The organism is Aquabacterium parvum, from assembly GCF_001447195.1.
GTDB classification, from domain to species: domain Bacteria; phylum Pseudomonadota; class Gammaproteobacteria; order Burkholderiales; family Burkholderiaceae_C; genus Aquabacterium; species Aquabacterium parvum.
This window is the reverse complement of the sequence record NZ_LFRI01000341.1, coordinates 238,977-260,532: the sequence shown is the minus strand read 5'-3', so window position 1 is coordinate 260,532 and position 21,556 is coordinate 238,977. Positions and strand designations below refer to the sequence as shown.

General features: G+C 66.9%; 14 protein-coding genes. 8 read left to right on the top strand and 6 right to left on the bottom strand.

The genetic code is table 11. The features are described 5' to 3' along the window. Positions 1-7: 7 nt before the first annotated feature. The gene (locus ABG80_RS12615; RefSeq protein ID WP_152987614.1) at positions 8-964 is read right to left on the bottom strand and encodes a metal-dependent hydrolase; all 957 of its coding nucleotides are present in this window, start codon (positions 962-964) and stop codon (positions 8-10) included. Between the two features lie 32 nt (positions 965-996). Between ABG80_RS12615 and ABG80_RS12610 the strand changes: the two genes are divergently transcribed. Continuing rightward, positions 997-1,713, top strand: a complete 717-nt coding sequence (locus tag ABG80_RS12610; protein ID WP_058087970.1) for a TetR/AcrR family transcriptional regulator — start codon at positions 997-999, stop codon at positions 1,711-1,713. Positions 1,714-1,715: 2 nt separating this feature from the next. Here the strand turns inward: ABG80_RS12610 and ABG80_RS12605 are convergent, their stop codons facing one another. Together ABG80_RS12605 and ABG80_RS12600 are read right to left on the bottom strand one after the other, a co-directional pair. Beyond that, positions 1,716-2,138, bottom strand: coding sequence for an HIT family protein (locus tag ABG80_RS12605; protein WP_058087969.1), 423 nt, complete (start codon positions 2,136-2,138; stop codon positions 1,716-1,718). Between the two features lie 5 nt (positions 2,139-2,143). Next, positions 2,144-6,163 (bottom strand): DUF3683 domain-containing protein, encoded by a 4,020-nt coding sequence (locus ABG80_RS12600; RefSeq protein WP_058087968.1) that lies wholly within the window; start codon positions 6,161-6,163, stop codon positions 2,144-2,146. 220 nt (positions 6,164-6,383) lie between these two features. On the opposite strand from ABG80_RS12600, the gene ugpQ reads away from it, so the two are divergent. Then, a complete protein-coding gene (gene ugpQ / locus ABG80_RS12595) occupies positions 6,384-7,232 on the top strand; it encodes a glycerophosphodiester phosphodiesterase (RefSeq protein WP_200964311.1) in 849 nt (282 codons plus the stop codon). A 40-nt stretch (positions 7,233-7,272) separates the two neighbouring features. On the opposite strand, the gene mpl is transcribed toward ugpQ, so the two are convergent. From mpl to thiD, 3 genes are read right to left on the bottom strand one after another with little or no spacing between them, the layout of a single operon-like run. Beyond that, positions 7,273-8,649: a UDP-N-acetylmuramate:L-alanyl-gamma-D-glutamyl-meso-diaminopimelate ligase gene (mpl, locus tag ABG80_RS12590; RefSeq protein ID WP_058087967.1), complete on the bottom strand. Its 1,377-nt coding sequence runs from the start codon at positions 8,647-8,649 to the stop codon at positions 7,273-7,275. A 22-nt stretch (positions 8,650-8,671) separates the two neighbouring features. Next, positions 8,672-9,964: a glutamate-1-semialdehyde 2,1-aminomutase gene (hemL, locus tag ABG80_RS12585; protein WP_407638755.1), complete on the bottom strand. Its 1,293-nt coding sequence runs from the start codon at positions 9,962-9,964 to the stop codon at positions 8,672-8,674. A gap of 11 nt (positions 9,965-9,975) precedes the next feature. Continuing rightward, entirely contained in the window at positions 9,976-10,932 is a 957-nt protein-coding gene (gene thiD, locus ABG80_RS12580; RefSeq protein WP_058087965.1) for a bifunctional hydroxymethylpyrimidine kinase/phosphomethylpyrimidine kinase, read from the bottom strand. 133 nt (positions 10,933-11,065) lie between these two features. Between thiD and ABG80_RS12575 the strand changes: the two genes are divergently transcribed. From ABG80_RS12575 to ABG80_RS12550, 6 genes are all read left to right on the top strand, one after another. Then, positions 11,066-11,218 (top strand): rubredoxin, encoded by a 153-nt coding sequence (locus ABG80_RS12575; protein ID WP_058087964.1) that lies wholly within the window; start codon positions 11,066-11,068, stop codon positions 11,216-11,218. A 69-nt stretch (positions 11,219-11,287) separates the two neighbouring features. Next, positions 11,288-11,692 carry a response regulator gene (locus ABG80_RS12570; protein WP_235513842.1) on the top strand — a complete coding sequence of 135 codons (405 nt, stop codon included), beginning with the start codon at positions 11,288-11,290 and terminating at the stop codon, positions 11,690-11,692. 128 nt (positions 11,693-11,820) lie between these two features. Continuing rightward, complete coding sequence (locus tag ABG80_RS12565; RefSeq protein WP_058087962.1) at positions 11,821-12,186, top strand: response regulator; 366 nt, start codon at positions 11,821-11,823, stop codon at positions 12,184-12,186. 15 nt (positions 12,187-12,201) lie between these two features. Beyond that, complete coding sequence (locus ABG80_RS12560; protein WP_058087961.1) at positions 12,202-12,747, top strand: chemotaxis protein CheW; 546 nt, start codon at positions 12,202-12,204, stop codon at positions 12,745-12,747. 59 nt (positions 12,748-12,806) lie between these two features. Then, positions 12,807-15,149 (top strand): methyl-accepting chemotaxis protein, encoded by a 2,343-nt coding sequence (locus ABG80_RS12555; protein WP_058087960.1) that lies wholly within the window; start codon positions 12,807-12,809, stop codon positions 15,147-15,149. A 50-nt stretch (positions 15,150-15,199) separates the two neighbouring features. After that, positions 15,200-21,505 (top strand): hybrid sensor histidine kinase/response regulator, encoded by a 6,306-nt coding sequence (locus ABG80_RS12550; protein ID WP_058087959.1) that lies wholly within the window; start codon positions 15,200-15,202, stop codon positions 21,503-21,505. The last annotated feature ends 51 nt before the right edge of the window (positions 21,506-21,556 follow it).

The following is a 21,556-nucleotide window of genomic DNA, read 5'->3' as shown; positions in this document are numbered from 1 at the left end:
AGCCTGTTCAGTTCGAGGGCTTCGGATTGCGGTAGGCGTCGAGCAGTTCGCCTTGCGGCCCGAACAGCCGGTTGCGCCAAGCCTCTTCCAGAGCTTGCGTGGCCTGCTGGCGCGGGTGGAACTTGCGCCGCCAGAACTTGGGCATGTGGCGCAGCACCGAGCTGATCAATGCCTTGGGGCCAAACAGGGCCTTGAAGCCTCGCCGGTTCTCTTTCAGGTTGAAGAGTTGCCCTTCTTTGATCAGCAGGTGGAGCCAGCTGGCCACCACCGGCAGCATCACAAAAATGCCCACGAGCCAGCCGGCTTGCTTGCGCTCGCGCTGGGTGCCGCCGATCAGCTCGAAAACGTCGTAGGCCACTGACTTGTGTTCGAGCTCTTCGAGCGCGTGCCAGTACCAAAGCTGCAGCATTTCCGGGTCGGATGACTTTGCCAGGGCCTCGTCGGTCAGCCAGACCTCGGCGAGGTGGGCGGTGAAGTGCTCCATCATGGTGGTGCACGCCAATTGCAGCCGGGGCGAGAAGCGCTCGAGCTGGCGCAGTCCGAAGCGCACGTAGCGAGCAGGCAGGTCCACGTCGAGGCCGCGCTCGCGGAACAGGTCGTTGAGCCGATCGTGTTCACGGCCGTGCAGGGCCTCCTGTCCCATGAAGCCCGAGACCTGGGCCTTGAGCACCGGGTCGGTGATGCGGTCGCGGAAGTGGCGCACCGACTCCATGAAGAAGCGCTCGCCCGGCGGAAAGATGCCGGAGAAGACCACGAACATCAGGCTGGCCAGCGGGTTCTGGTCGTAAAAGAAATACCGCTGAGAAGCCTGGGGAAAGCGAAAGTCGATGTGACGGGGGGGATGCCCACCTGGGCGCCAGTGAGCGGGCGGGTGGCAACGGTGTCTGACATGCGTGGTCTCCTGATGGGCGCACGTTTGCTTGACGTGCACGATAATCGCTGACAGTTTGATCCGAATGTTCATTCGGATTCAATTCGGATCCTTTCACGTCAGCCATGCCACGCATCCCCCGACAGCAACGCGCCAAGTCCACCGTGGAAGCCATCCTGGACGCCGGCTACATCAGCCTGGGCAGGCATGGCCTGGCCGGCACCACCACCACCCACATCGCCGACATCGCGGGCGTCAGCGTGGGCTCGCTCTACGAGTACTTCCGCAACAAGGAAGCCATCTACGCGGCCATGCAGGAGCGCTTCGTTCGCGACCTGGTCAGCACCTTGCAGCCCCTGACACCCAGGATCGTGCGCACGCCTTTGACGCAGGCCATCCCGACGCTGCTCTACGAGGTGCAGGCCCTGCTGCTGCGCGACGAGCAGCGCTACCTGCGCTATGCCCGGGTGATCTTCAACGCCGACTTCCGCCTGGACCTGACCGAGGTCTCGCGCCTGCTGGGCGACATCATCGTGCAGTACTTGCTGCACAACCCGCAGTACGCGCGCATGCAGCGCTTCGCGGCCATGAGCTACATCTTCGTGAACGCCGGCATGTTCACCGTGATCCGGCACCTCTCCGATCCGAACCCGCCCATCTCATACGACGAGCTGGTCGATGGCCTGGCGCACATGGTGAGCCATTACGTTCGGATGGAGCAGCAGTTGATGCAGGCGGCGGCCCGAGACGGGCTGTCGGTGGCTCAGGCAGGCCCGTTGGGTGGGGGTGTCTCTGGCGGTGACCCTGGCGGTGCCGAGGGCGGTGTGCCCGGCGGCGGCTGAACTCAGCCGGCCAGCAGCGCCTCGGCCACGCGGCGGTCCAGCTCGGTCAGGGGCAGCGCCAGGCGAGCTTCGGCTTGCGCGACCTCGCGCTGCTTGGGCGCCCACACCGGCGCAGGCCAGCGGGCGTCCCAGTCGAAGCGCGCGATCACATGCCAGTGCAGGTGCGGCACCACGTTGCCCAGGCTCGCCAGGTTGACCTTGGTGGGCTTGATGTGCTCGCGCAGCACCGTCTCGACCTTGGCCACGGCCTGCATGATGCGGCTGCGGTCAGCCGGGGGCAGGTCGGTCCACTCGGCCACGTGCGCGTTCCAGATCACGCGGTAGAAGGCCGGGTGGTCGGCATCCACCGCGCGGATCACGCGCAGGGCTTCGTTGCGGAAGACGGGGATGCCACCTTCCTGCTCGCACAGCTCGCAACCGGTCATCGGACTCACACCAGCACCCGCTCGATGCCGCCGGTGTTGGCCCGGTCGACGTACTCGCGCATCCAGTTCTCGCCCAGGATCTGGCGGGCCATCTCGACGACGATGTAGTCGGCTTCGAGCAGGCCGTTGGCCGTGTCTTCACCGTAGCGGCTCAGGCCTTGCAGGCACGCGGGGCAGGAGGTCAGGATCTTGACGTTGTCCTTCTCGCCCAGCAGGCCCTGGTTGCGCAGCGCGGCCTCGCCCTTGCGGATCTCTTCTTCCTTGCGGAAGCGGATCTGCGTGGAGATGTCCGGGCGGCTGACGGCCAGCGTGCCGGCCTCGCCGCAGCAGCGCTCGGACTTGATGACGCCGTCGCCCACCAGGGCCTTGACGGTCTTCATCGGGTCCTGCAGCTTCATGGGCGTGTGGCAGGGGTCGTGGTACAGGAACGCGTCCTTGCCCTTGAGCGTGATGCCCTTTTCCAGCAGGTACTCGTGGATGTCGATGATGCGGCAGCCCGGGAAGATCTTGTCGAACTGGTAGCCCTGCAGCTGGTCATAGCAGGTGCCGCAGCTGACCACCACCGTCTTGATGTCCAGGTAGTTCAGCGTGTTGGCCACGCGGTGGAACAGCACCCGGTTGTCGGTGATCATCTTCTCGGCCTTGTCGAACTGGCCGGCGCCGCGCTGGGGGTAGCCGCAGCACAGGTAGCCCGGCGGCAGCACGGTCTGCACGCCCGCATGCCAGAGCATGGCTTGCGTGGCCAGGCCCACCTGGCTGAACAGGCGCTCCGAGCCGCAACCTGGGAAGTAGAACACCGCCTCGGTGTCGGCCGTCGTCTGCTTGGGGTCGCGGATGATGGGGACGTAGTCCTTGTCCTCGATGTCCAGCAGGGCGCGCGCGGTCTTTTTGGGCAGGCCGCCCGGCATCTTCTTGTTGATGAAGTGGATGATTTCCTGCTTCAGCGGGGCCTTGCCCACCGTGGCCGGCGGTGCGTCGGTCTGCTTGCGGGCCACCACCTTCATCACGTCGTTGGCCACGCGCTGCAGCGGCATGGCCACGTCCACCAGCGCCGTGCGGATCAGCTTGATGGTCTGCGGGTTGTTGGTGTTGAGCATGGCCATGCCGGCTGCACCAGCGGGGCGGAAGCTCTTCTTGCCCATCTTGGTCAGCAGGTTGCGCATGTTCATCGACACGTCGCCGAAGTCGATCTTGACCGGGCAGGGCGTCAGGCACTTGTGGCAGACCGTGCAGTGGTCGGCCACGTCCTCGAACTCGGACCAGTGCTGGATGGACACGCCGCGGCGCGTCTGCTCTTCGTACAGGAAAGCCTCGACCAGCAGCGAGGTGGCCAGGATCTTGTTGCGCGGGCTGTAGAGCAGGTTAGCGCGCGGCACGTGGGTGGCGCACACCGGTTTGCACTTGCCGCAGCGCAGGCAGTCCTTGACGCTGGCTGCGATGTCGCCGATGTCAGACTGCTGCATGATCAGCGACTCGTGGCCCATCAAGCCGAACGAGGGCGTGTAGGCCTCGGTCAGGTCGGCGGCGTGCACGTCATCGCCCAGGGCCTTGAGGGCCGCGCCGCGCAGCAGCTTGCCCTTGTTGAAGCGGCCTTCGGGGTCCACTTTCAGCTTGTAGGCCGTGAAGTTGGCGATCTCTTCGTCGGTCAGGAACTCGAGCTTGGTGATGCCGATGCCGTGCTCACCGGAGATGACCCCGTCGAGCGAACGCGCCAGCTTCATGATGCGCGCCACGGCTTCGTGCGCCGTTTGCAGCATCTCGTAGTTGTCGGAGTTGACCGGGATGTTGGTGTGCACGTTGCCGTCGCCGGCGTGCATGTGCAGGGCCACCCACACGCGACCGCGCAGCACCTGCTTGTGGATGCGCTTGAGCTCGTCGATGACGGGGCTGAGCGCCGCGCCGTTGAAGACCTTGGCCAGCGGCTCTCGGATCTCCTTCTTCCAGCCGGCGCGGATGCTCCACGTCTGCAGCAGGTTGAAGACGGTGCCCTGGCCAGCGGTGGCCTCATCTGGCACATAGGTGCCGTCCTGGTGCTGGGTGTAGCCCAGGGCCACCAAGTCGCCGCTGACGTCGGCCAGCGGGGTGTCGAGGTGCTGGTACAGGAAGCCCCAGCGGGCGCGCGTCTGGGCCAGCAGCGTTTGCGCCGCCTGCACCTTCTCGGTGAGTTGCTCGTCGCTGGGCAGCTCCGACGGGTCGTCTGCCTTGCCCATGAAAGCTGCCACCGCCGCGTTGCCACCCTTGAAGAAGGCGTCGAACGCATCCAGCAAGGCCAGCTTGTTGCGCAGCGAGAGCTCGATGTTGATGCGCTCGATGCCCAGCGTGTACTCGCCCATGCGCGGCAGCGGGATCACCACGTCTTCGTTCACCTTGAAGGCGTTGGTGTGCTTGGCGATGGCGGCGGTGCGCTTGCGGTCGGCCCAGAACTTCTTGCGCGCGTCGGCGCTCACGGCCACGAAGCCTTCGCCGTTGCGGCCGTTGGCCAGGCGGATGACCTCGCTGGTGGCGCGGGCCACGCGGTCTTCGTCGTCACCGACGATGTCGCCGATCAGCACCATCTTGGGCAGGCCATTGCCGCCCACCGTGCGCTTGCTCTTGGTCGCGTAGCCCACGGCCTTGAGGTAGCGGTCGTCGAGGTGCTCCAGGCCGGCCAGGATGGCGCCGCCTGGTTGCGCCATCTCGGCGAACATGAAGTCCTTGATTTCGACGATCGAGGGCACGCACAGGGTCGGGTTGCCGAAGAACTCCAGGCACACCGTGCGGGTGTGCTTGGGCATGCGGTGCACCACCCAGCGGCAGCTGGTGATCAGGCCGTCGCAGCCTTCCTTCTGGATGCCGGGCAGGCCGGCCAGGAACTTGTCGGTGACGTCCTTGCCCAGGCCTTCTTTGCGGAAGATGCGGCCGGGGATGTCGAGCTTTTCGGTGCGCAGGTGGGTCTTGCCGTCGGCCGCGTAGTAGTGCAGCTCGAAGCTCGCCACCTCGACGTCGTGGATCTTGCCCAGGTTGTGGTTGATGCGGACCACCTCCAGCCACTCGGCGTTGGGCGTGACCATGCGCCACGAGGCGAGGTTGTCGAGCGCGGTGCCCCACAGCACGGCCTTCTTGCCACCCGCGTTCATGGCGACGTTGCCGCCCACGCACGAGGCCTCGGCCGAGGTCGGGTCCACGGCGAACACGTAACCGGCGCGCTCGGCCGCATCGGCCACGCGCTGGGTGACGACGCCCGCGCCCGTCCAGACGGTGGGCACCTTGTGCTGCACGCCGGGCAGGTCGACCAGCTCGACCTCGGTCATCTGCTCGAGCTTTTCGGTGTTGATGACCGCGCTCTTCCAGGTCAGGGGCACAGCGCCGCCGGTGTAGCCGGTTCCGCCCCCACGCGGGATGATGGTCAGGCCGAGTTCGACGCAGCCCTTGACCAGGCCCGCCATCTCCTCTTCGGTGTCGGGCGTGAGCACGACGAAGGGGTACTCGACGCGCCAGTCGGTGGCATCCGTCACGTGGGCGACGCGGCTGAGGCCATCGAACTTGATGTTGTCGGCGCGGGTGACGCGACGCAGGGCCTCGGCAGCCCGCTTGCGCAGGTCGGCCATCTGTTCGAAGGCGCGCGCGAAGCGGTCGATGGCCTGGCCGGCGGCTTCGAGCAATTCGCCGACCAGCTTGTCGCGCCCGGCGTCGCTGCCGGGGGTGCGGCGCTTGTTGACTTCGCTGAGGCGGTGATAGAGCGCGTCGATCAGCTGGCCACGGCGCTTGGGCGTGTTCAGCAGGTCGTCTTGCAGGTAGGGGTTGCGCTGCACCACCCAGATGTCGCCCAGCACCTCGTAGAGCATGCGGGCGGAGCGGCCGGTCTGGCGTTCGGTGCGAAGCAGGCTGAGCACCTCCCAGGCACGCTGGCCCAGCAGGCGCTGGACGATCTCGCGGTCCGAGAAAGAGGTGTAGTTGTAGGGGATCTCGCGCAGGCGGGGTTGGCCGTCGGCGTGGCCGTCGGCGACCTGGGCGGTCATGTGGGTCAGCTCGGTGGGTGCGTTCATGAGGGCGCCGGGCGCGAAAGGCCAGTTTTGGCCGGGTTCCTGAATGAAAACGCCACGGAGCCGGGGCGACGCAAGCCGCCCAGGCACTGCGGTGAGGGGGTGGTTTTCGCGCCTGAGGCGAGATGTTAACGCACCCCACCCACCCCTTCCCGCGAAAAGGGCACTTCACACCCCCCTGTGGATCGTTTCATGCTTGAGGGGTTTCGCTATCCTGACACCCATGCCGACGCCGACCTCCCCACTCGATCCTTGGCCTTACCCTTGCTGGATTGCCCACCGCGGCGCCGGCTCGCAGGCCCCTGAAAACACGCTGGCTGCCTTTCGCCTGGGTGCCGATCATGGTTTCGGGATGTTCGAGTGCGACGTCAAACTGAGTGCAGATGGGGAGCCTTTCCTGCTGCACGATGCCGAGTTGGAGCGCACCACCAACGGGCAGGGCTTGGCCGGCGCGCTCACCTGGGACGCCTTGTCCAGGCTGGATGCGGGGTCGTGGCATGGCCGGTCCCACGCCGGAGAGCCCTTGCTGCGCCTGGAGAGCCTGGCGCGTTGGCTTCAGGCCTTGGGGCTGATGGTGAACCTGGAAATCAAACCCTCGCCGGGCGATGAGGTCCGCACGGGTCGCACCGTGGCCGACCGGGTCGCCCAATGGTGGGCTCAGGCCGAGGTCAAGCCGCTGCTGAGCTCGTTCAGCGTCGAGGCCCTGAGTGCCGCGAGGGACGCCCAACCCGATCTGCCCCGTGCCCTGCTGGTCGATCGCTGGATCCCGGAGGCCGTCGAGCAGGCGGTCGAGATGGGTTGCTGCGCCCTGGTCGTGCACCAGGCCTTCCTGAGCGATCGTCGCATCGAGATCATCCACGAGGCAGGGCTCAAGGCGTTGGCCTACACGGTCAACGAAGCCGAGCGTGCAGACACCCTCTGGGCGGGCGGTCTGGATGGCCTGATCACGGACCGGGTCGATGCGTTCGAGCCGCAGGCCCGACTCGGGCTTCGCCCGGGCGCCCGTATCCCCTTGGACCAACTCATCGCCGAGTCGGCCACGGCACCCGAATCCGAGTCGGTACCCGACTGAGGTCGTCCCGACGCCTGGCAGGCGCCGAGGTGCCCTCGGTTCAGCTCAGCGCCGACAAAAGCTTGGCGTGGATGCCGCCAAAGCCGCCGTTGCTCATGCACAGGATGTGATCACCCGGCCGCGCGACCTTCACCACCTTGGCCACCACGGCGTCGATGGTGTCGGCCACCAAGGCGCGCTCGCCCATCTCGGCCAGTGCTTCGCCTGCATCCCAACCCAGTCCGCCTGAGTGACAGATCGCCAGGTCGGCGTCTTCCAGAGACCAGGGCAGCAGGGCTTTCATCGTGCCCAGCTTCATGGTGTTGGAGCGCGGCTCGAACACCGCGATGATGCGCGCGTCGGGCCCGACCTTGCGGCGCAGACCATCGACCGTGGTGCGGATCGCGGTGGGGTGGTGGGCGAAGTCGTCGTAGACGGTGATGCCGCCCACCTCGCCCTTGACCTCCATGCGCCGCTTGACGTTCTCGAACCGGCCAAGCGCCTCGCAGGCCTGCTGAGGCGGCACGCCCACGTTTTCGGCGGCGGCGATGGCGGCCAGCGCGTTCATCTGGTTGTGCTCGCCCAGCAGGCTCCATTCAACGCGCCCGACCAACACACCGGCCTTGAGCACGTCGAACGAATGGGGCTCGCCACGGGCGCGAAAGCCTGGCGTGTCACCGCGCACGCCGAAGCGTGCGGCGTCGCTCCAGCAGCCGCGGGTCAGCACGCGCTCGAGGGCCTCTTCGCGGGCATTGACCACCAGGCGGCCCGAGGCCGGCACGGTGCGCACCAGGTGGTGGAACTGCGTCTCGATGGCGGCCAGGTCGGCAAAGATGTCGGCGTGGTCGAACTCGAGGTTGTTGAGCACGGCGGTGCGCGGGTGGTAGTGCACGAACTTGCTGCGCTTGTCGAAGAAGGCCGTGTCGTACTCGTCGGCCTCGATGACAAAGGGGTGGCCGCCGACGGGGCGCGAGGCCTCATCGTTGCGGCCCAGTCGGGCCGAAACGCCGAAGTTCTGCGGCACGCCGCCCACCAGGAAGCCGGGCTGCAGGCCGCAGGCCTCCAGGATCCAGGTCAGCATCGAGGTGGTCGTCGTCTTGCCGTGCGTGCCGGCCACGGCCAGCACATGCCTGCCTTGCAGCACGTGTTCGCTCAGCCACTGCGGGCCGCTCGTGTAGGGCAGGCCCGCGTCGAGGATGGCTTCCATCAGCGGGTTGCCCCGGCTGACCACATTGCCAACCACGAACAGGTCGGGCTTGAGTTCAAGCTGATCGACGCCGTAGCCTTCGATCAGGTCGATGCCGAGGGCGCGCAGCTGGTCGGACATCGGCGGGTAGACGCCGGCGTCGCAACCGGTCACGCGGTGGCCGGCCTCACGGGCCAGTGCGGCCACGCCACCCATGAAGGTGCCGCAGATACCGAGGATGTGGATGTGCATGGGGTCGCTTGAAAAAGGGGCCTCAGAGCCGGCGGAAGGCGTTGGCCGCGGCCGCGACCGTGTCGGCGATGTCCTGGTCGGTGTGGGCGGCGCTGACGAAGCCGGCTTCGTACATGGCCGGCGCGAGGTACACGCCCTGGTCCAGCATCAGGTGGAAGAAGCGGTTGAAGGTGTCGGTGCCCCGCGCCATGACTTCCTGGTAGTTCTGGGGCAGCTCGGGGGCAAAGAAGAAGCCGAACATGCCGCCTTCGCTGTCGGCGGTCAGGGGCACGCCGGCATCGGTTGCCACCTTCACGAAGCCGCCCATCAGCTGGCGTGTGCGAGCCGACAGCTGTTCGAAAAAGCCTGGCTGCTGGATGAGCTTGAGCGTGGCCAGGCCACAGGCGGTGGCCACCGGGTTGCCCGAGAGGGTGCCGGCCTGGTAGACCGGGCCCAGCGGCGCCAGCTTGGACATGACCTCGCGGCTCGAGGCAAAAGCCGCCAGCGGCATGCCCCCGCCAATCACCTTGCCGAACACGCTCATGTCAGGCTGGAAACCCGGGATCAGCTGCGCGTACAGGCCCTGGGCGCTGCCCAGCCCAACACGGAACCCGCTCATCACCTCGTCGAACACGAACAGGGCACCGTGCTGCTTGCACAGCTCGCTGACGCGCTGGATGAAGGGCACGCTGGCGCGCACGAAGTTCATGTTGCCGGCGATGGGCTCGATCATCACGCAGGCGATGTCATCGCCCTGGGTGGCAAAGGCCTGCTCGATCTGCTCGATGTCGTTGTAGGTCAGCACCAGGGTGTGCTGCACCACCTCGGCCGGCACGCCGGCGCTGGTCGGGTGGCCGAAGGTGGCCAGGCCCGAGCCGGCCTTGACCAGCAGCGCGTCAGCATGACCGTGGTAGCAGCCCTCGAACTTGATGATCTTGTTGCGGCCGGTGTGGCCGCGCGCCAGGCGGATGGCGCTCATGCCGGCCTCGGTGCCCGAGCTGACCAGGCGCACTTGCTCCGCGCTGGGTACCAGTTTCAGGATTTCTTCTGCGAGCTCGATCTCGCGCTCGGTGGGGGCGCCAAAGGAGAAACCCTCCAGCGCTGCTTTTTGCACCGCCTCGAGCACCTCGGGGTGACCGTGGCCCAGGATCATCGGGCCCCAGGAGCCGATGTAGTCGATGAAACGGGTGCCGTCGGCGTCCCAGGTGTAGGCGCCCTGGGCGCGTTGGATGAAGCGGGGCGTGCCGCCCACGGCCTTGAAGGCACGCACGGGCGAGTTCACGCCGCCCGGGATGACGCGCTGGGCGCGCTCGAACAGCTGGGCGTTGCGGGACATGTCGGTGGACGTCAGTGGACGTTGCGGGAAGAGGGCGGCGGGGTGTCGTCGAGCGTGGGCTGGCCCGGCTCGCTGCCCTCGGGCAGCGGCTCGCCATCCACCGAGGCATCGCCCGGGGGCAGGGCCCAGAAGAAGCGGTCGGGCACGACGTTGCCCATGCCGGGGCGAAAGCCCGCGTCCAGCGCCTGGTCCAAAAAGCTCAGGGCCTCGGACACGGCGACATCGAGCTCGGTGCCGCTGGAGAGGATGGCTGCCAGCGCCGCCGACAGGGTGTCACCCGCGCCCACGAAACCGGCCTCGAAGCGCTCGAAGCGCTCGCCCGCCAGCGCGCCTTGCGGCGAGGCCAGCACGTTGTCGATGAACTGGTCGGGCAGTTGCACGCCGGTCACCAGCACGTAGCTGGCGCCCAGCTCGGAAGCGGCCACGGCCAGCTCGCGCGCCGAGGGCATGCGCTCGGATTCCCACTCGGGCAGCAGGAAGTCGGTCAGGGTCTGGTGGGCGCCAACCAGCACGTGCGTGGCCGGCAGGATCAGCTCGCGGTAAGCGTCCAGGTAGGCCATCTGGGCGTCGTCGTCCATCCACGACAGGTTGGACAGGTGCGCCACCAAGGGGGTGTCGGGGTAATCCGACAGGATCTCGGCGACCACGCTGATGTTCTCTGCGCTGCCCAGGAAGCCCACCTTCCAGGAGGCGACGGTCACGTCTTCCAGGATAGAGCGGGCCTGCTCCATGACGGCTTCCGGGTCGATTTCGACCGACTCGAACACCTCGGCGGTGTCTCGGATCAGCAAGCTCGTGACCACGGGCAGCGCGTGGGCGCCCATGGCGGCCACGGTGGCGATGTCCGCACCGATGCCCGAGGCCCCGCTGGGGTCGTTGGCATTGAAGCTCATGACGCAGGCTGGCGCACCCCCGTCCTGGTCGGTGGGGGGCTGGGCTTCGTCCGGGCCGGTCTGGAGTGCGTTCATCAGGTGGGTAAACAGTGTAAGAAGCGTGAGCCATTGCCGGCAAACCCTGCGGTTTACACAAAAAAGGCGTGGCTACAATGGCCTGATTGTATTCAAGCTGGTCTGAACCAACGTGAGCGAGTTTCGTACCTGGATGTGCCTGATCTGCGGCTGGATCTACGACGAGGCTGCGGGCCTGCCAGAGGAGGGCATCCCCCCCGGCACCCGCTGGCAGGACGTTCCCATGAACTGGGTCTGTCCCGAATGTGGCGCCCGCAAGGACGATTTCGAGATGGTGCCTCTCTGAGCCCCTCGACCATGAAAACGCTGCCCGATGGCCCTCAGGGCATGTCGGCCAGATGGAGGAGTGTTTGCAGTGTCTGAATCCGTGAACCCCGACGCCCCCGCGCCCCGGAAGGTGCTTGTCATCGATGACAGCAACACCATCCGCCGCAGCGCCGAGATTTTCCTCAAGCAGGGCGGCTACGAGGTCGTGCTGGCCGAAGATGGCTTCGACGCCTTGTCCAAGGTCAACGACCACGCCCCCGACATCATCTTCTGCGACATCCTGATGCCCAGGCTGGACGGTTATCAGACCTGCGCCATCATCAAGCGCAACCCGCGTTTCGCCAACACGCCCGTGATCATGCTGTCGTCCAAGGACGGGCTGTTCGACAAGGCACGTGGCCGAATGGTGGGTTCGCAGGACTACCTGACCAAACCGTTCACGAAGGACCAGTTGTTGCAGGCTGTCGCTCAATACACCGCTGAACACCGATAGAACGCCCCCAGGGGGGGTGCGGCCGCGCCGAGCGGGCTGTGCGACCTCCCGAAGTCCCCAGAATGTGAAGATCCACGCCACGCGCCATGTCACGGGAGGGCGCAGTGGCGAACGACAAGAGGTTAGCCATGTCCATCCAGAAAATCCTGCTCGTTGACGATTCCAAGACCGAACTTCACGTTCTGTCGGAATTGCTGACCAAGAAGGGCTACAAGGTGCGCACCGCCGAGAATGGCGAAGAAGCGCTCAAGCGCCTGCAGGAAGAAAAGCCCGACCTGATCCTCATGGACGTGGTCATGCCCGGCCAGAACGGCTTTCAGTTGACACGCGCCATCACCCGCGATCCGGACTTCGCCAACGTGCCAGTCATCATCTGCACCAGCAAGAACCAGGAGACCGATCGCGTCTGGGGCATGCGCCAGGGCGCTCGCGACTACGTGGTCAAGCCGGTCAACCCGGACGAGCTGCTGGCCAAAATCAAGGCCTTCGGCTGATCCGGAGCACCTTCGATGGCCAACAAGGAAGCCCTCAGGGAATTGCAGCAACGGCTGGCCGAGCGCCTGCAGACGGTGCGCGAGCAGGCGCCCACGCGCAGCTGGTTGGCCGTCGAGATCGCCGGGCACGGTTTTTTGTTGCCGCTGGACCAGTCCGGTGAAATCTTTCCGCTCGCCACCATTCACCCGGTGCCGCACAGCGCCGAGTGGTTCCTGGGGGTGGCCAACCTGCGCGGCCAACTCAACGGCGTGGTCGACCTGGCCAGCTTTCTGGGCATGGCCAAGCGCGCGCCGCGCCCCGTGACCGAAGGCGCCGCCCCGCGTGACGCTGGCCGGCTGGTGGCCTTCAATGCCCGCCTGCAGGTCAACGTCGCGCTGCTGATCGATCGCCTGCTGGGCCTGCGCAACCCGTCCAACCTTCAGCCCGTTCCTCAAGTCGAGGACGCGAGGCGGCCGCACTTCATCGGTCAGCAAATGATCGATGCCCAGGGGCGCACCTGGCATGAACTCGACCTCACGGCCCTGGCCTCGGACGAGGCCTTCGCCCGCATCGACGCCTGAAGGGCGTGGACGCGCGAAACAAGAACACAGCAAATCACAGAAGTCACTGGAGCAAGCACATGAGTTTCCTGAGCCGCATCAAGGAGCTGGGCAAGACGCAGGATCGCGAGGAAGTCCAGCCGGAAGCCTTGAGCACGGAGGGCATGGTCACGGCCGATGGCTCCCAGCAGGTGGACACGCAGTCATCGCCTTCGACCATCCAGCCTGGCGGCAACACCACGACTTCGGACTCCATCATTTCTGAGGCCGCGCCTTCGCAGTTCCCCGATGACTACAACGAGACCCGGCTGAACGCGGAGGCCCTGTCAACCCCGGCGCCCGGCAGCGAGTCGCAGACGGGCCTGCCCCTGATCGGCCACCTGCGCCTGGACCGCCAGCAACGCGTCCTCGGTGGTGCGCTGGCCGTGGGCGTGTTGGGCTTGATGCTCGCCGCCTTCCTCTCTGTGAACGCAGCCGACCGACGCGCCGCCCAGACCGGTGCCACCGGTCAGGCCCTGATGCAGTCGCAGCGCCTGGCCAAGTCGGTGTCGCAGGCCCTGATCGGCCGCGCGCAGGCCTTCCCGGAAGTGGCGGACTCGGCCAAGGTGCTCGCCACCAACGTGCGCGGCCTGGCCCAGGGCGACAGCGCACTCAAGCTCTCCGAGGTCTCGGGCGCCGCGCGCGATGCGCTCACGCCCATGCTGCCGCTGGTCGATCGCGCCGAGAAAAACGCCAACTTCGTGTTGAGCCAGAAGCAGACGCTGACCCAGGTGAGCGCGGCCCTGCGCGAGGTCAACAGCCAGTCGTCCGAGTTGCTCGACCTGGCCGAAGGCATCGCCAACGCCCGCATCGAGAAGGGTGGCGTCTCCCCGGCTGAAGCCTCGGCCCTGAACCAGCTGGTGATGCTGACGCAGCGCATCGGCAAGTCGGCCAACGAATTCCTGACGGTGGAAGGCGTGTCGACCGAGGCCGTGTTCCTGCTCGGCAAGGACTTGAACGCCTTCAAGGAAACCGCCGAGGGCCTGCTCAGCGGCAACCAGGACCTGCGCCTGGTCGCCACGCGTGACCCGGAAATGCGCGAGATGCTCGACGCCCTGCTCAAGATCTTCGAGCGCACGCGCACGCAGTCGACCTTCATCCTGGGTTCGCTCCAAGGCCTGGTGGCCGCGCGCGATGCGCAAGTGGCCGTGATCGACGACTCCGAGCCGCTGCGCAAAGGCCTTGAAGAAGTGCAGGCCAAGTTGTCCGAAGGCGCCGGCATCGGTGGCCTGAACGTGGCCCTGATCCTGGTCTTCCTGCTGTTGACTGCCACGGCTTCCTACGGCCTGCTGCGCGTCTTCCTGACCGACCAACGTCAACGCGCTTTGATCGCCGAAGCCCAGCGCCAGGAGGCCGAGCGCCAGGAGCGCGAAGCCAAGCGCGTCAACGACGCCAACCAGGCCGCCATTCTGCGTCTGATGAACGAACTGCAGCTCGTCGCTGAAGGCGACCTGACGCAACAAGCCACCGTGACGGAAGACATCACCGGCGCCATCGCCGACTCGGTGAACTTCACTGTTGAAGAGCTGCGCACGCTGGTGTCTCAGGTGCAAGGCGCTGTGCTGCGGGTGTCGGAAACGACGAACGAGGTGGAAAGCACCTCGACCGAGCTGCTGGCCGCGTCAGACGAACAACTGCGCGAGATCCGTGAAACCGGTGAATCGGTGCTGCAGATGGCAGGCCGAATCAACGAGGTGTCCGCCCAGGCCCAGCACTCCGCCGAGGTGGCGCGCCAATCGCTGGCCGCCGCCGACTCCGGTCTGGCCGCCGTGCAGAACGCCATCGGCGGCATGAACACCATCCGCGAGCAGATCCAGGAAACCTCCAAGCGCATCAAGCGACTGGGCGAGTCGTCTCAGGAAATCGGCGAAATCACCGAGCTGATCTCGGACATCACGGAGCAGACGAACGTGCTGGCTTTGAACGCCGCCATCCAGGCCGCGTCAGCCGGTGAAGCCGGTCGCGGCTTCTCGGTGGTGGCCGAAGAAGTGCAGCGCCTGGCTGAACGCTCTGCCGACGCGACCCGCGAAATTGCCGCGCTGGTGCGCACCATTCAGACCGACACGCAAGACGCCGTGGCCGCCATGGAGCGCTCCACGCAGGGTGTGGTCGAAGGGGCTCGCCTGTCTGACGCCGCCGGATCTGCCCTGGGTGACATCGACCGCGTGTCGCGCCGCCTCGCCGAGCTGATCGAGCAGATTTCGTCGCAGGCCCTGCGCGAAGCCGACAACGCCAACGTGGTGGTCGCCAACATCCAGCACATTTTCGCCGTGACCGAGCAGACGGGTGAGGGCACGCGCTCGACCTCGCAGCTGGTTCGTGAACTGGCCAAGACCGCTGAAGAACTTCAGCAGCAGGTGGCCCGATTCAAGATCGCTTCCTGATCGGCTTCGCAGCACCACGAACGTCAAGACAAGCAAACACCCGGGATCCCATGGACAGCCTGCAAACCGACGCCGCCCTGCCCGCAGACGACCTCAGCGCCCTGGCATGGGTGCAGGACGAGTTGCGCAAGTCGCTGGACGCCGCACACAAGGCGCTCAACCGTGCGCTCAAGGACCAGGCCTCGGCCTCGCAGTCGGACGTCGATGCGCTCGATCCGTCCGTGTTGCGCACCGCTCGCCAGCAGATCCACCAAGGTGTGGGCGCGCTCGAACTAGCTGGCTTGCCTGCCGGCGCGGCCTTGCTGCGCGCCAGCGAAGCGCTGGTGCAGAAGTTCGTGGGCCGTCCGGCCTCGCTGTCGGCCGATGCCGTGCGCGACATCGAGCGTGCCTCGTTTGCTCTGCTCGACTACATGGGCCGCCGCATCGGTGGCAAGCAGGTCTCGGCCGTCGAGCTGTTCCCGCAGTACGAGGCGCTGGTGTCTCGCGTGGGTGGCGGCTTGCCGCGTCCTTCCGACCTCTGGTCGCAGGACTGGCCTTCGCTGTCGCTGGAGTCCCGCCTGGAAGCGCCCGATGACGTCGAGCCCCGCAAGCCCGATGCGGGCACGGTCGATGCCTTCGAGCGTGGCTTGCTGGGCCTGATGAAGCGCCAGCAGCCACAAGACGCTCGTGACTTGGCTCAGGTTTGCGCCGCCCTGGCGCGCGACGCCGAACAGCGCCGCGCCCACCGCGAGGCGGCCACCTGGATGCTGGCCAGCGGCTTCCTCGAGGGCCTGGCCGACCGCCACATCGCGCTCGACGTGCACGCCAAGCGCGTGCTGTCGTCGCTGCTCAGCCAGTTGCGCGTGCTGGTGCGCGGCAATGGTGTGCCGTCTGATCGCCTGGCCAACGAGCTGCTGTTCTTCTGCGCCCAGGCCCAGGAAACGCCAGCTGCCGAGCGCTCCGTGCTCACCCGCGTGCGCCGCACCTTCGGCCTGGAGCGTCATCGGCCGGTCAGCCTGGCGGCGTCTTCGCTGGGGCGGCACGATCCGGCCACCATCGCCCAGGCGCTCAAGCGCGTGGCCAGCGCCAAGGAAGGCTGGTCGGCCGTGGCCGCTGGCGAGGCCCTGCGCCTTGGCGGCCTGAACGAGCAGTTCAGCCTGGTCGGTGACTCCTTGCGCAAGCTGTTCCCCGATGGGGAGGTGCTGGCCACGGCTTTGTCCGATGCCGTGCAGCGCACCGTGCAGTCGTCTCAGGGCCCCGAGGCCGGCTTGGCCATGGAGGTCGCCACCAGCGTGCTGTACGTCGAGGCTTGCCTGGAAGACGGCGAATTCGAGTCCAGCGAACAGCACGAGCGCATGCAGCGCCTGGCCGATCGCATCCGCCTGGTCAGCGAGGGCCAGACCGCTCCGCCGCTGGAAGGCTGGATGGAGGACCTCTACCGCCGTGTCTCCGACCGCCAGACCATCGGCAGCGTGGTGCAGGAATTGCGCACCACCCTGTCGGAGTGCGAAAAGCAGATCGACCAGTTCTTCCGCGACCCCCAGAACCGTGCGCCCCTGGTGAACGTTCCGAACCAGCTGCAGTCCATCCGCGGCGTGCTGGCCGTGCTGGGGCTGGACCTGGCCGCCCACGCGAGCGTGCGCATGCGCGACGACGTCGACCAGCTGCTGCTGCCATCGAGTGACCTGCAAGAGGCGGCCGAATCGGGGGTCTTTGACCGCCTGGCCAGCAACCTGGGTGCCCTGGGTTTCCTCATCGACATGATGGGCGTGCAGCCATCCCTGGCGAAGTCCCTGTTCACCTACGACGAAGCCAGCGGGGTGCTGTCCCCGCTGATGGGCCGCGAAAAAAAAGTCCTGAGCACGCCGGATGACCCGGTCGAGGCCGCTGCGCACCACGTGCAGCAAGTCGAAAAGCAGGAAGCCCAGGCCGTGGCCGAAGAGGTCGTGCAAGCGCTGGAGCAAGCCGGGCAGGGCGATGCGAGCCTGGACCTGGTGTCCGAGCAGTTGCAAAAGCTTGCCGAGACCCCGCACGTGCAGGAACAGTCCGAGCTGGCTGGCACCCTGGCTGCGGCCCAGGCCGCGCTGGATCAGGCTCTGCAGACCGATGACGCCGCATCGACCGCCGCTGCGCGCGAGCAGGTCTCCCAGGTGCTGGCCGACCTGACCCAGCCAGAACCGGAGCCCGAGCCTGAAGCCCCGGCCTTCCCGCCGCAAGCGCCCCTGGCCCCGACCCCGGTGGTCGAGGCCCTGGCCACCGGCCTGGAAGAAGACGACGAGATGCGCGAGATCTTCCTGGAGGAAGCGCGCGAAGTCATCGACCAGGCCCGTGAAGGCCTGCAAAGCCTGAGCGAGCAACCGGACGACGTGCAGGCCCTGACCTCGGTGCGTCGCGCCTTCCACACCCTCAAGGGCAGCTCGCGAATGGTTGGCCTCAAGGAGTACGGCGAAGCCGGCTGGGCCTGCGAACAGCTCTACAACACCTGGCTGGCGTCCCAGGCCCCGGCCAGCGCCGACCTGCTGGGCCTGAGCCACGAGGTGCTCGATCACCTCGCCCAATGGACCGAGGCCATCGCCGAGCGCCGCGACGCGGCCTGGTCGAGCGCGCCTGTTGTGGCCGTGGCCGATGCCATGCGCCTGCGTGGCGAGCGTCACTCGCTGGCTGCTGCGCCGCAAGTGTCGGCGTCGCCCGATGCAGCCCTGGACGTCCTGCCCACCACGTCGGAGTCGGCACTCGTTGACCTCACCGAGCCCCTGCCCCTGATCGAACAGGGTGCCGACCTGGTGTCGGTCGAAGAAGTCATCTCCCTGGACTTGCCCGAGTTGCTTGCCGAGCCGGTGCCTGCCAGCGAGGCAGCGCTGGTGGCAGCGGTCGAGGCCGGCCTGTCCGACCTTGACTTGCCCGACGCACTGGGCCAACAGCCCAGCCCGGCCGAAGCCACGTCGATCGCGCAAGCCGTCGTCCTGCAAGACGAAGAGCCCCTGGACCTGTCCAACCTGGAGGTCATCGAGCCCGTCGAAATCCGCTCGCCGGACGATGGCGCGCCGACCCAGGCAGGCTCCTTGGGTGACACAGCCCCGGTCGTCACCGAAGTCGACTTCTCGCTGGATCTGTCCTTGGGTGATTCGCCCTCAGGTGAACTCGAACCCGCGCCGGAGCCCGAGTCCGACACAGAAGGCAGCGACGAGCCCGTCAAGGTCATCGGCGACCTGCGCATCCCCATCCCGCTGTTCAACATCTACCTCAACGAGGCCGATGAGCAGTCTCGCCGCCTCGGCCATGCCTTGAGCGAATGGGCGCTGGAGGGCGCGGTGCGCCCGGTGGGCGACGACATGGTGGCGCTGGCGCATTCTCTGGCCGGCAATTCCGCGACCGTGGGTTACACCGACCTGTCCAGGCTCGCGCGCCTGCTCGAGCATGGCCTCAGCCGCGCCCAGACCCTGGGCCGTGTTCGCGAGAGCGATGCGAGCCTCTTCAACGAAGCCGCCGAAGAGATCCGCCAACTGCTCCATCAGTTTGCCGCTGGCTTCTTGCGCCCTGCGTCGCCCGACCTGCTGAGTCGCCTGGACGACTACGACCACGAGGCCTCGCGCCTGATCGAAGCGCGCAGCCTGCAGCCATCGAACGACGACCCGCAGGCGACCGGTCCTGGTGCGCTGTACGAAGCCTCCGAGCGGTCGCACCTGCGCCTGGTGCGTGCCGAGCCGGATGCGTCCGAGGGTCCCGATGAGCACGAGCCCATCCATGCCGAGACCGTTCAGCCCACGCCCGCCTCTGCCGCGCTGACGCCCTTGGCCGAGCTGAACCTGCCCTGGGACGGCGAGGACGACATCGATCAGCTGGACCAGGTGGACGCCGACCTGTTCCCCATCTTCGAAGAAGAAGCTCAGGAACTGTTGCCTCAGCTCGCCAACGAAGTTCGCCATTGGCTGAGCCGGCCTGAAGACACCGAGGCGGCCTCCGCCTGCATGCGCACGCTGCACACCTTCAAGGGCGGTGCCCGCCTGGCCGGGGCGATGCGCCTGGGCGAGCTGGCCCACCGACTCGAGTCCGCCATCGAGCGCTTGCTCAGTGCTGGCAGCCCCAGCGCCGATGCCGTGGCCCCGCTGGAAGGCCGTGTGGACCGCCTGGTGGACGACTTCGAGGCCCTGCGTCAGCGCGATGCGACCCAGCAGGCCGATGTGCTGGCGCACTCCCTGGCCAGCCCGCTGACCGAGGCCTCGCCGCCGATGGCGCCCGTGCCGCCGTCCGAGCCCGAGTTGGCGAGCGTCGACATCGACCCCGATGGCCCTGCCGACGTGGGCGCTCAGTTGGCGGAACCGGCCAGCCTGTCGCCGAGCTGGTCGGCCCCCGTCGTCGACGCAGACCAGCCGACTTTGGCTGCACCCAACACCGCAGCCGAAGCGCTGGTGCCCATCGACTGGGCCTCGCTGCCCCTCGATCGCCTCACCGCCATGCGGCCTGCCGTGCGTGAGAACACGCAAGGCCCGACCCATGCCGCCGTGCGCGTGCGTCCTCAACTGCTCGACCGCCTGGTCAACCACGCCGGCGAGGTCGCCATCACCCGCACCCGACTGCAAGGCCAGGTGGGGCAGATCAAGGGCTCGCTGTCCGACCTGACGGAAAACCTTGACCGCCTGCGCCAGCAACTGCGCGACATCGAGCTGCAGGCCGAAACCCAGGTGGCCACCCGCATGGAGCAGGCTCGCGCCGCGTCCCAGCAATTCGACCCGCTCGAATTCGACCGCTACACCCGGTTCCAGGAACTCACGCGGATGATGGCCGAGTCGGTCAACGACGTGGCCACCGTGCAGCGCACCCTGCAGCGCAGCATGGAAACCACCGAAGACCAGCTGGCTGCTCAGGCTCGCCTGACGCGTGACCTGCAGGACGACCTGCTGCGCACGCGCATGGTGGAGTTCGAAGGTCTGTCCGATCGTCTCTACCGCGTGGTGCGTCAGGCCGCCAAGGAAACGGCCAAGCAGGTGCGCCTGGACATCGTGGGCGGCAGCACCGAAGTCGACCGCGGCGTGCTCGAGCGCATGACCGGTGCCTTCGAGCACCTGCTGCGCAACTGCGTGACCCACGGCATCGAGTCGCCTGAAAGCCGGGCGGCATCGGGCAAGGACGCCACCGGCACCATCACCGTGACGCTTTCGCAAGAGGGCAACGAAGTCAACATCGCTTTCAGCGACGACGGTGCAGGCCTGCGCCTGGATCGCATCCGCGAGCGCGCCTTGTCCCTGGGCCTCATCCAGCCTGACGCACAGCTCAGCGATGACGAGCTGGCCCACCTGATCTTCACCCCCGGCTTCTCCACCGCCGACCAGGTCACCGAACTGGCGGGCCGAGGCGTGGGCATGGACGTTGTGCGCGCCGAGGTCAACGCCATGGGCGGTCGCGTCGAAACCCACACCGAGGCCGGACAGGGTACCCGCTTCACGCTGATCCTGCCGCTGACCACTGCGGTCACCCGTGTGGTGATGTTGCGTTGTGGGCAGATGAACGTGGCCGTGCCGACGCACCTCATCGAGATGGTGCGCCGCTCGCGACCGGCCGAAGTCGAGCAGGCCTACCGCGAAGGCTCCATCCCCTTCGGCGATCAGACCTTGCCGTTCTACTGGTTGGGTGCGCTGCTCGATTTCAGCCCCATGGGCGTGGAGGGTGGCCGCAGCCTGCCGGTGGTCATCGTGCGCTCGGCCCAGCAACGCATCGCCATCCACGTGGACGAAGTGCTGGGCAACCAGGAAGTGGTGGTCAAGAACCTGGGCACGCAGCTCTCGCGCCTGCCTGGTCTGGCCGGCATGACGCTGCTGGCGTCTGGCGCTGTTTCGCTCATCTACAACCCGGTCGCGCTGGCCACGGTCTATGGCGATCAGGCCCGCGAGGTGACGGGTAAGGCCCTGGCCGCGGCGGGCGATGCGGCCGGTGGCTGGCTGCAGCCGCACGCCAAGCCCCTGCTCGTGGCCGAGGCACAGTCGGCCGAACCCGACGTGCCACTGGTGCTCGTGGTCGACGATTCGCTGACCGTTCGCCGGGTCACGCAGCGCCTGCTGGCGCGCGAGGGCTACCGCGTCAACCTGGCAAAAGACGGGCTGGAGGCCCTTGAATCCTTGGCTCAGGAGCGCCCGGCGGTGGTACTGTCGGACATCGAAATGCCCCGCATGGACGGCTTTGACCTGGTGCGCAACATCCGCGCTGACCAGAAGCTCGCCGGCCTGCCCGTCATCATGATCACCTCACGGATTGCGCAAAAACACCGTGACTACGCGGCCGAGTTAGGGGTGAACCACTACCTCGGCAAACCGTACCGCGAAGAAGAATTGCTGGCGTTGGTGGCCCGTCATGCCGCCGCGACCGACATCGCCATCTCGTGACGATCGCCCTTTTCGGGTTCAAGCTGTAATTGCCACCTTTGCCTCATCACC

Excerpts from the sequence above, each read along its gene's own strand:
- thiD (WP_058087965.1), bottom strand. The coding sequence starts at position 10,932 with ATGAACGCACTCCAGACCGGCCCGGACGAAGCCCAGCCCCCCACCGAC.
- ABG80_RS12555 (WP_058087960.1), top strand. The coding sequence starts at position 12,807 with ATGAGTTTCCTGAGCCGCATCAAGGAGCTGGGCAAGACGCAGGATCGC.
- ABG80_RS12575 (WP_058087964.1), top strand. The coding sequence starts at position 11,066 with ATGTGCCTGATCTGCGGCTGGATCTACGACGAGGCTGCGGGCCTGCCA.
- ABG80_RS12565 (WP_058087962.1), top strand. The coding sequence starts at position 11,821 with ATGTCCATCCAGAAAATCCTGCTCGTTGACGATTCCAAGACCGAACTT.
- ABG80_RS12550 (WP_058087959.1), top strand. The coding sequence starts at position 15,200 with ATGGACAGCCTGCAAACCGACGCCGCCCTGCCCGCAGACGACCTCAGC.
- ABG80_RS12610 (WP_058087970.1), top strand. The coding sequence starts at position 997 with ATGCCACGCATCCCCCGACAGCAACGCGCCAAGTCCACCGTGGAAGCC.
- mpl (WP_058087967.1), bottom strand. The coding sequence starts at position 8,649 with ATGCACATCCACATCCTCGGTATCTGCGGCACCTTCATGGGTGGCGTG.
- ABG80_RS12560 (WP_058087961.1), top strand. The coding sequence starts at position 12,202 with ATGGCCAACAAGGAAGCCCTCAGGGAATTGCAGCAACGGCTGGCCGAG.
- hemL (WP_407638755.1), bottom strand. The coding sequence starts at position 9,964 with ATGTCCCGCAACGCCCAGCTGTTCGAGCGCGCCCAGCGCGTCATCCCG.
- ABG80_RS12605 (WP_058087969.1), bottom strand. The coding sequence starts at position 2,138 with ATGACCGGTTGCGAGCTGTGCGAGCAGGAAGGTGGCATCCCCGTCTTC.
- ABG80_RS12615 (WP_152987614.1), bottom strand. The coding sequence starts at position 964 with ATGAACATTCGGATCAAACTGTCAGCGATTATCGTGCACGTCAAGCAA.
- ABG80_RS12600 (WP_058087968.1), bottom strand. The coding sequence starts at position 6,163 with ATGAACGCACCCACCGAGCTGACCCACATGACCGCCCAGGTCGCCGAC.
- ugpQ (WP_200964311.1), top strand. The coding sequence starts at position 6,384 with ATGCCGACGCCGACCTCCCCACTCGATCCTTGGCCTTACCCTTGCTGG.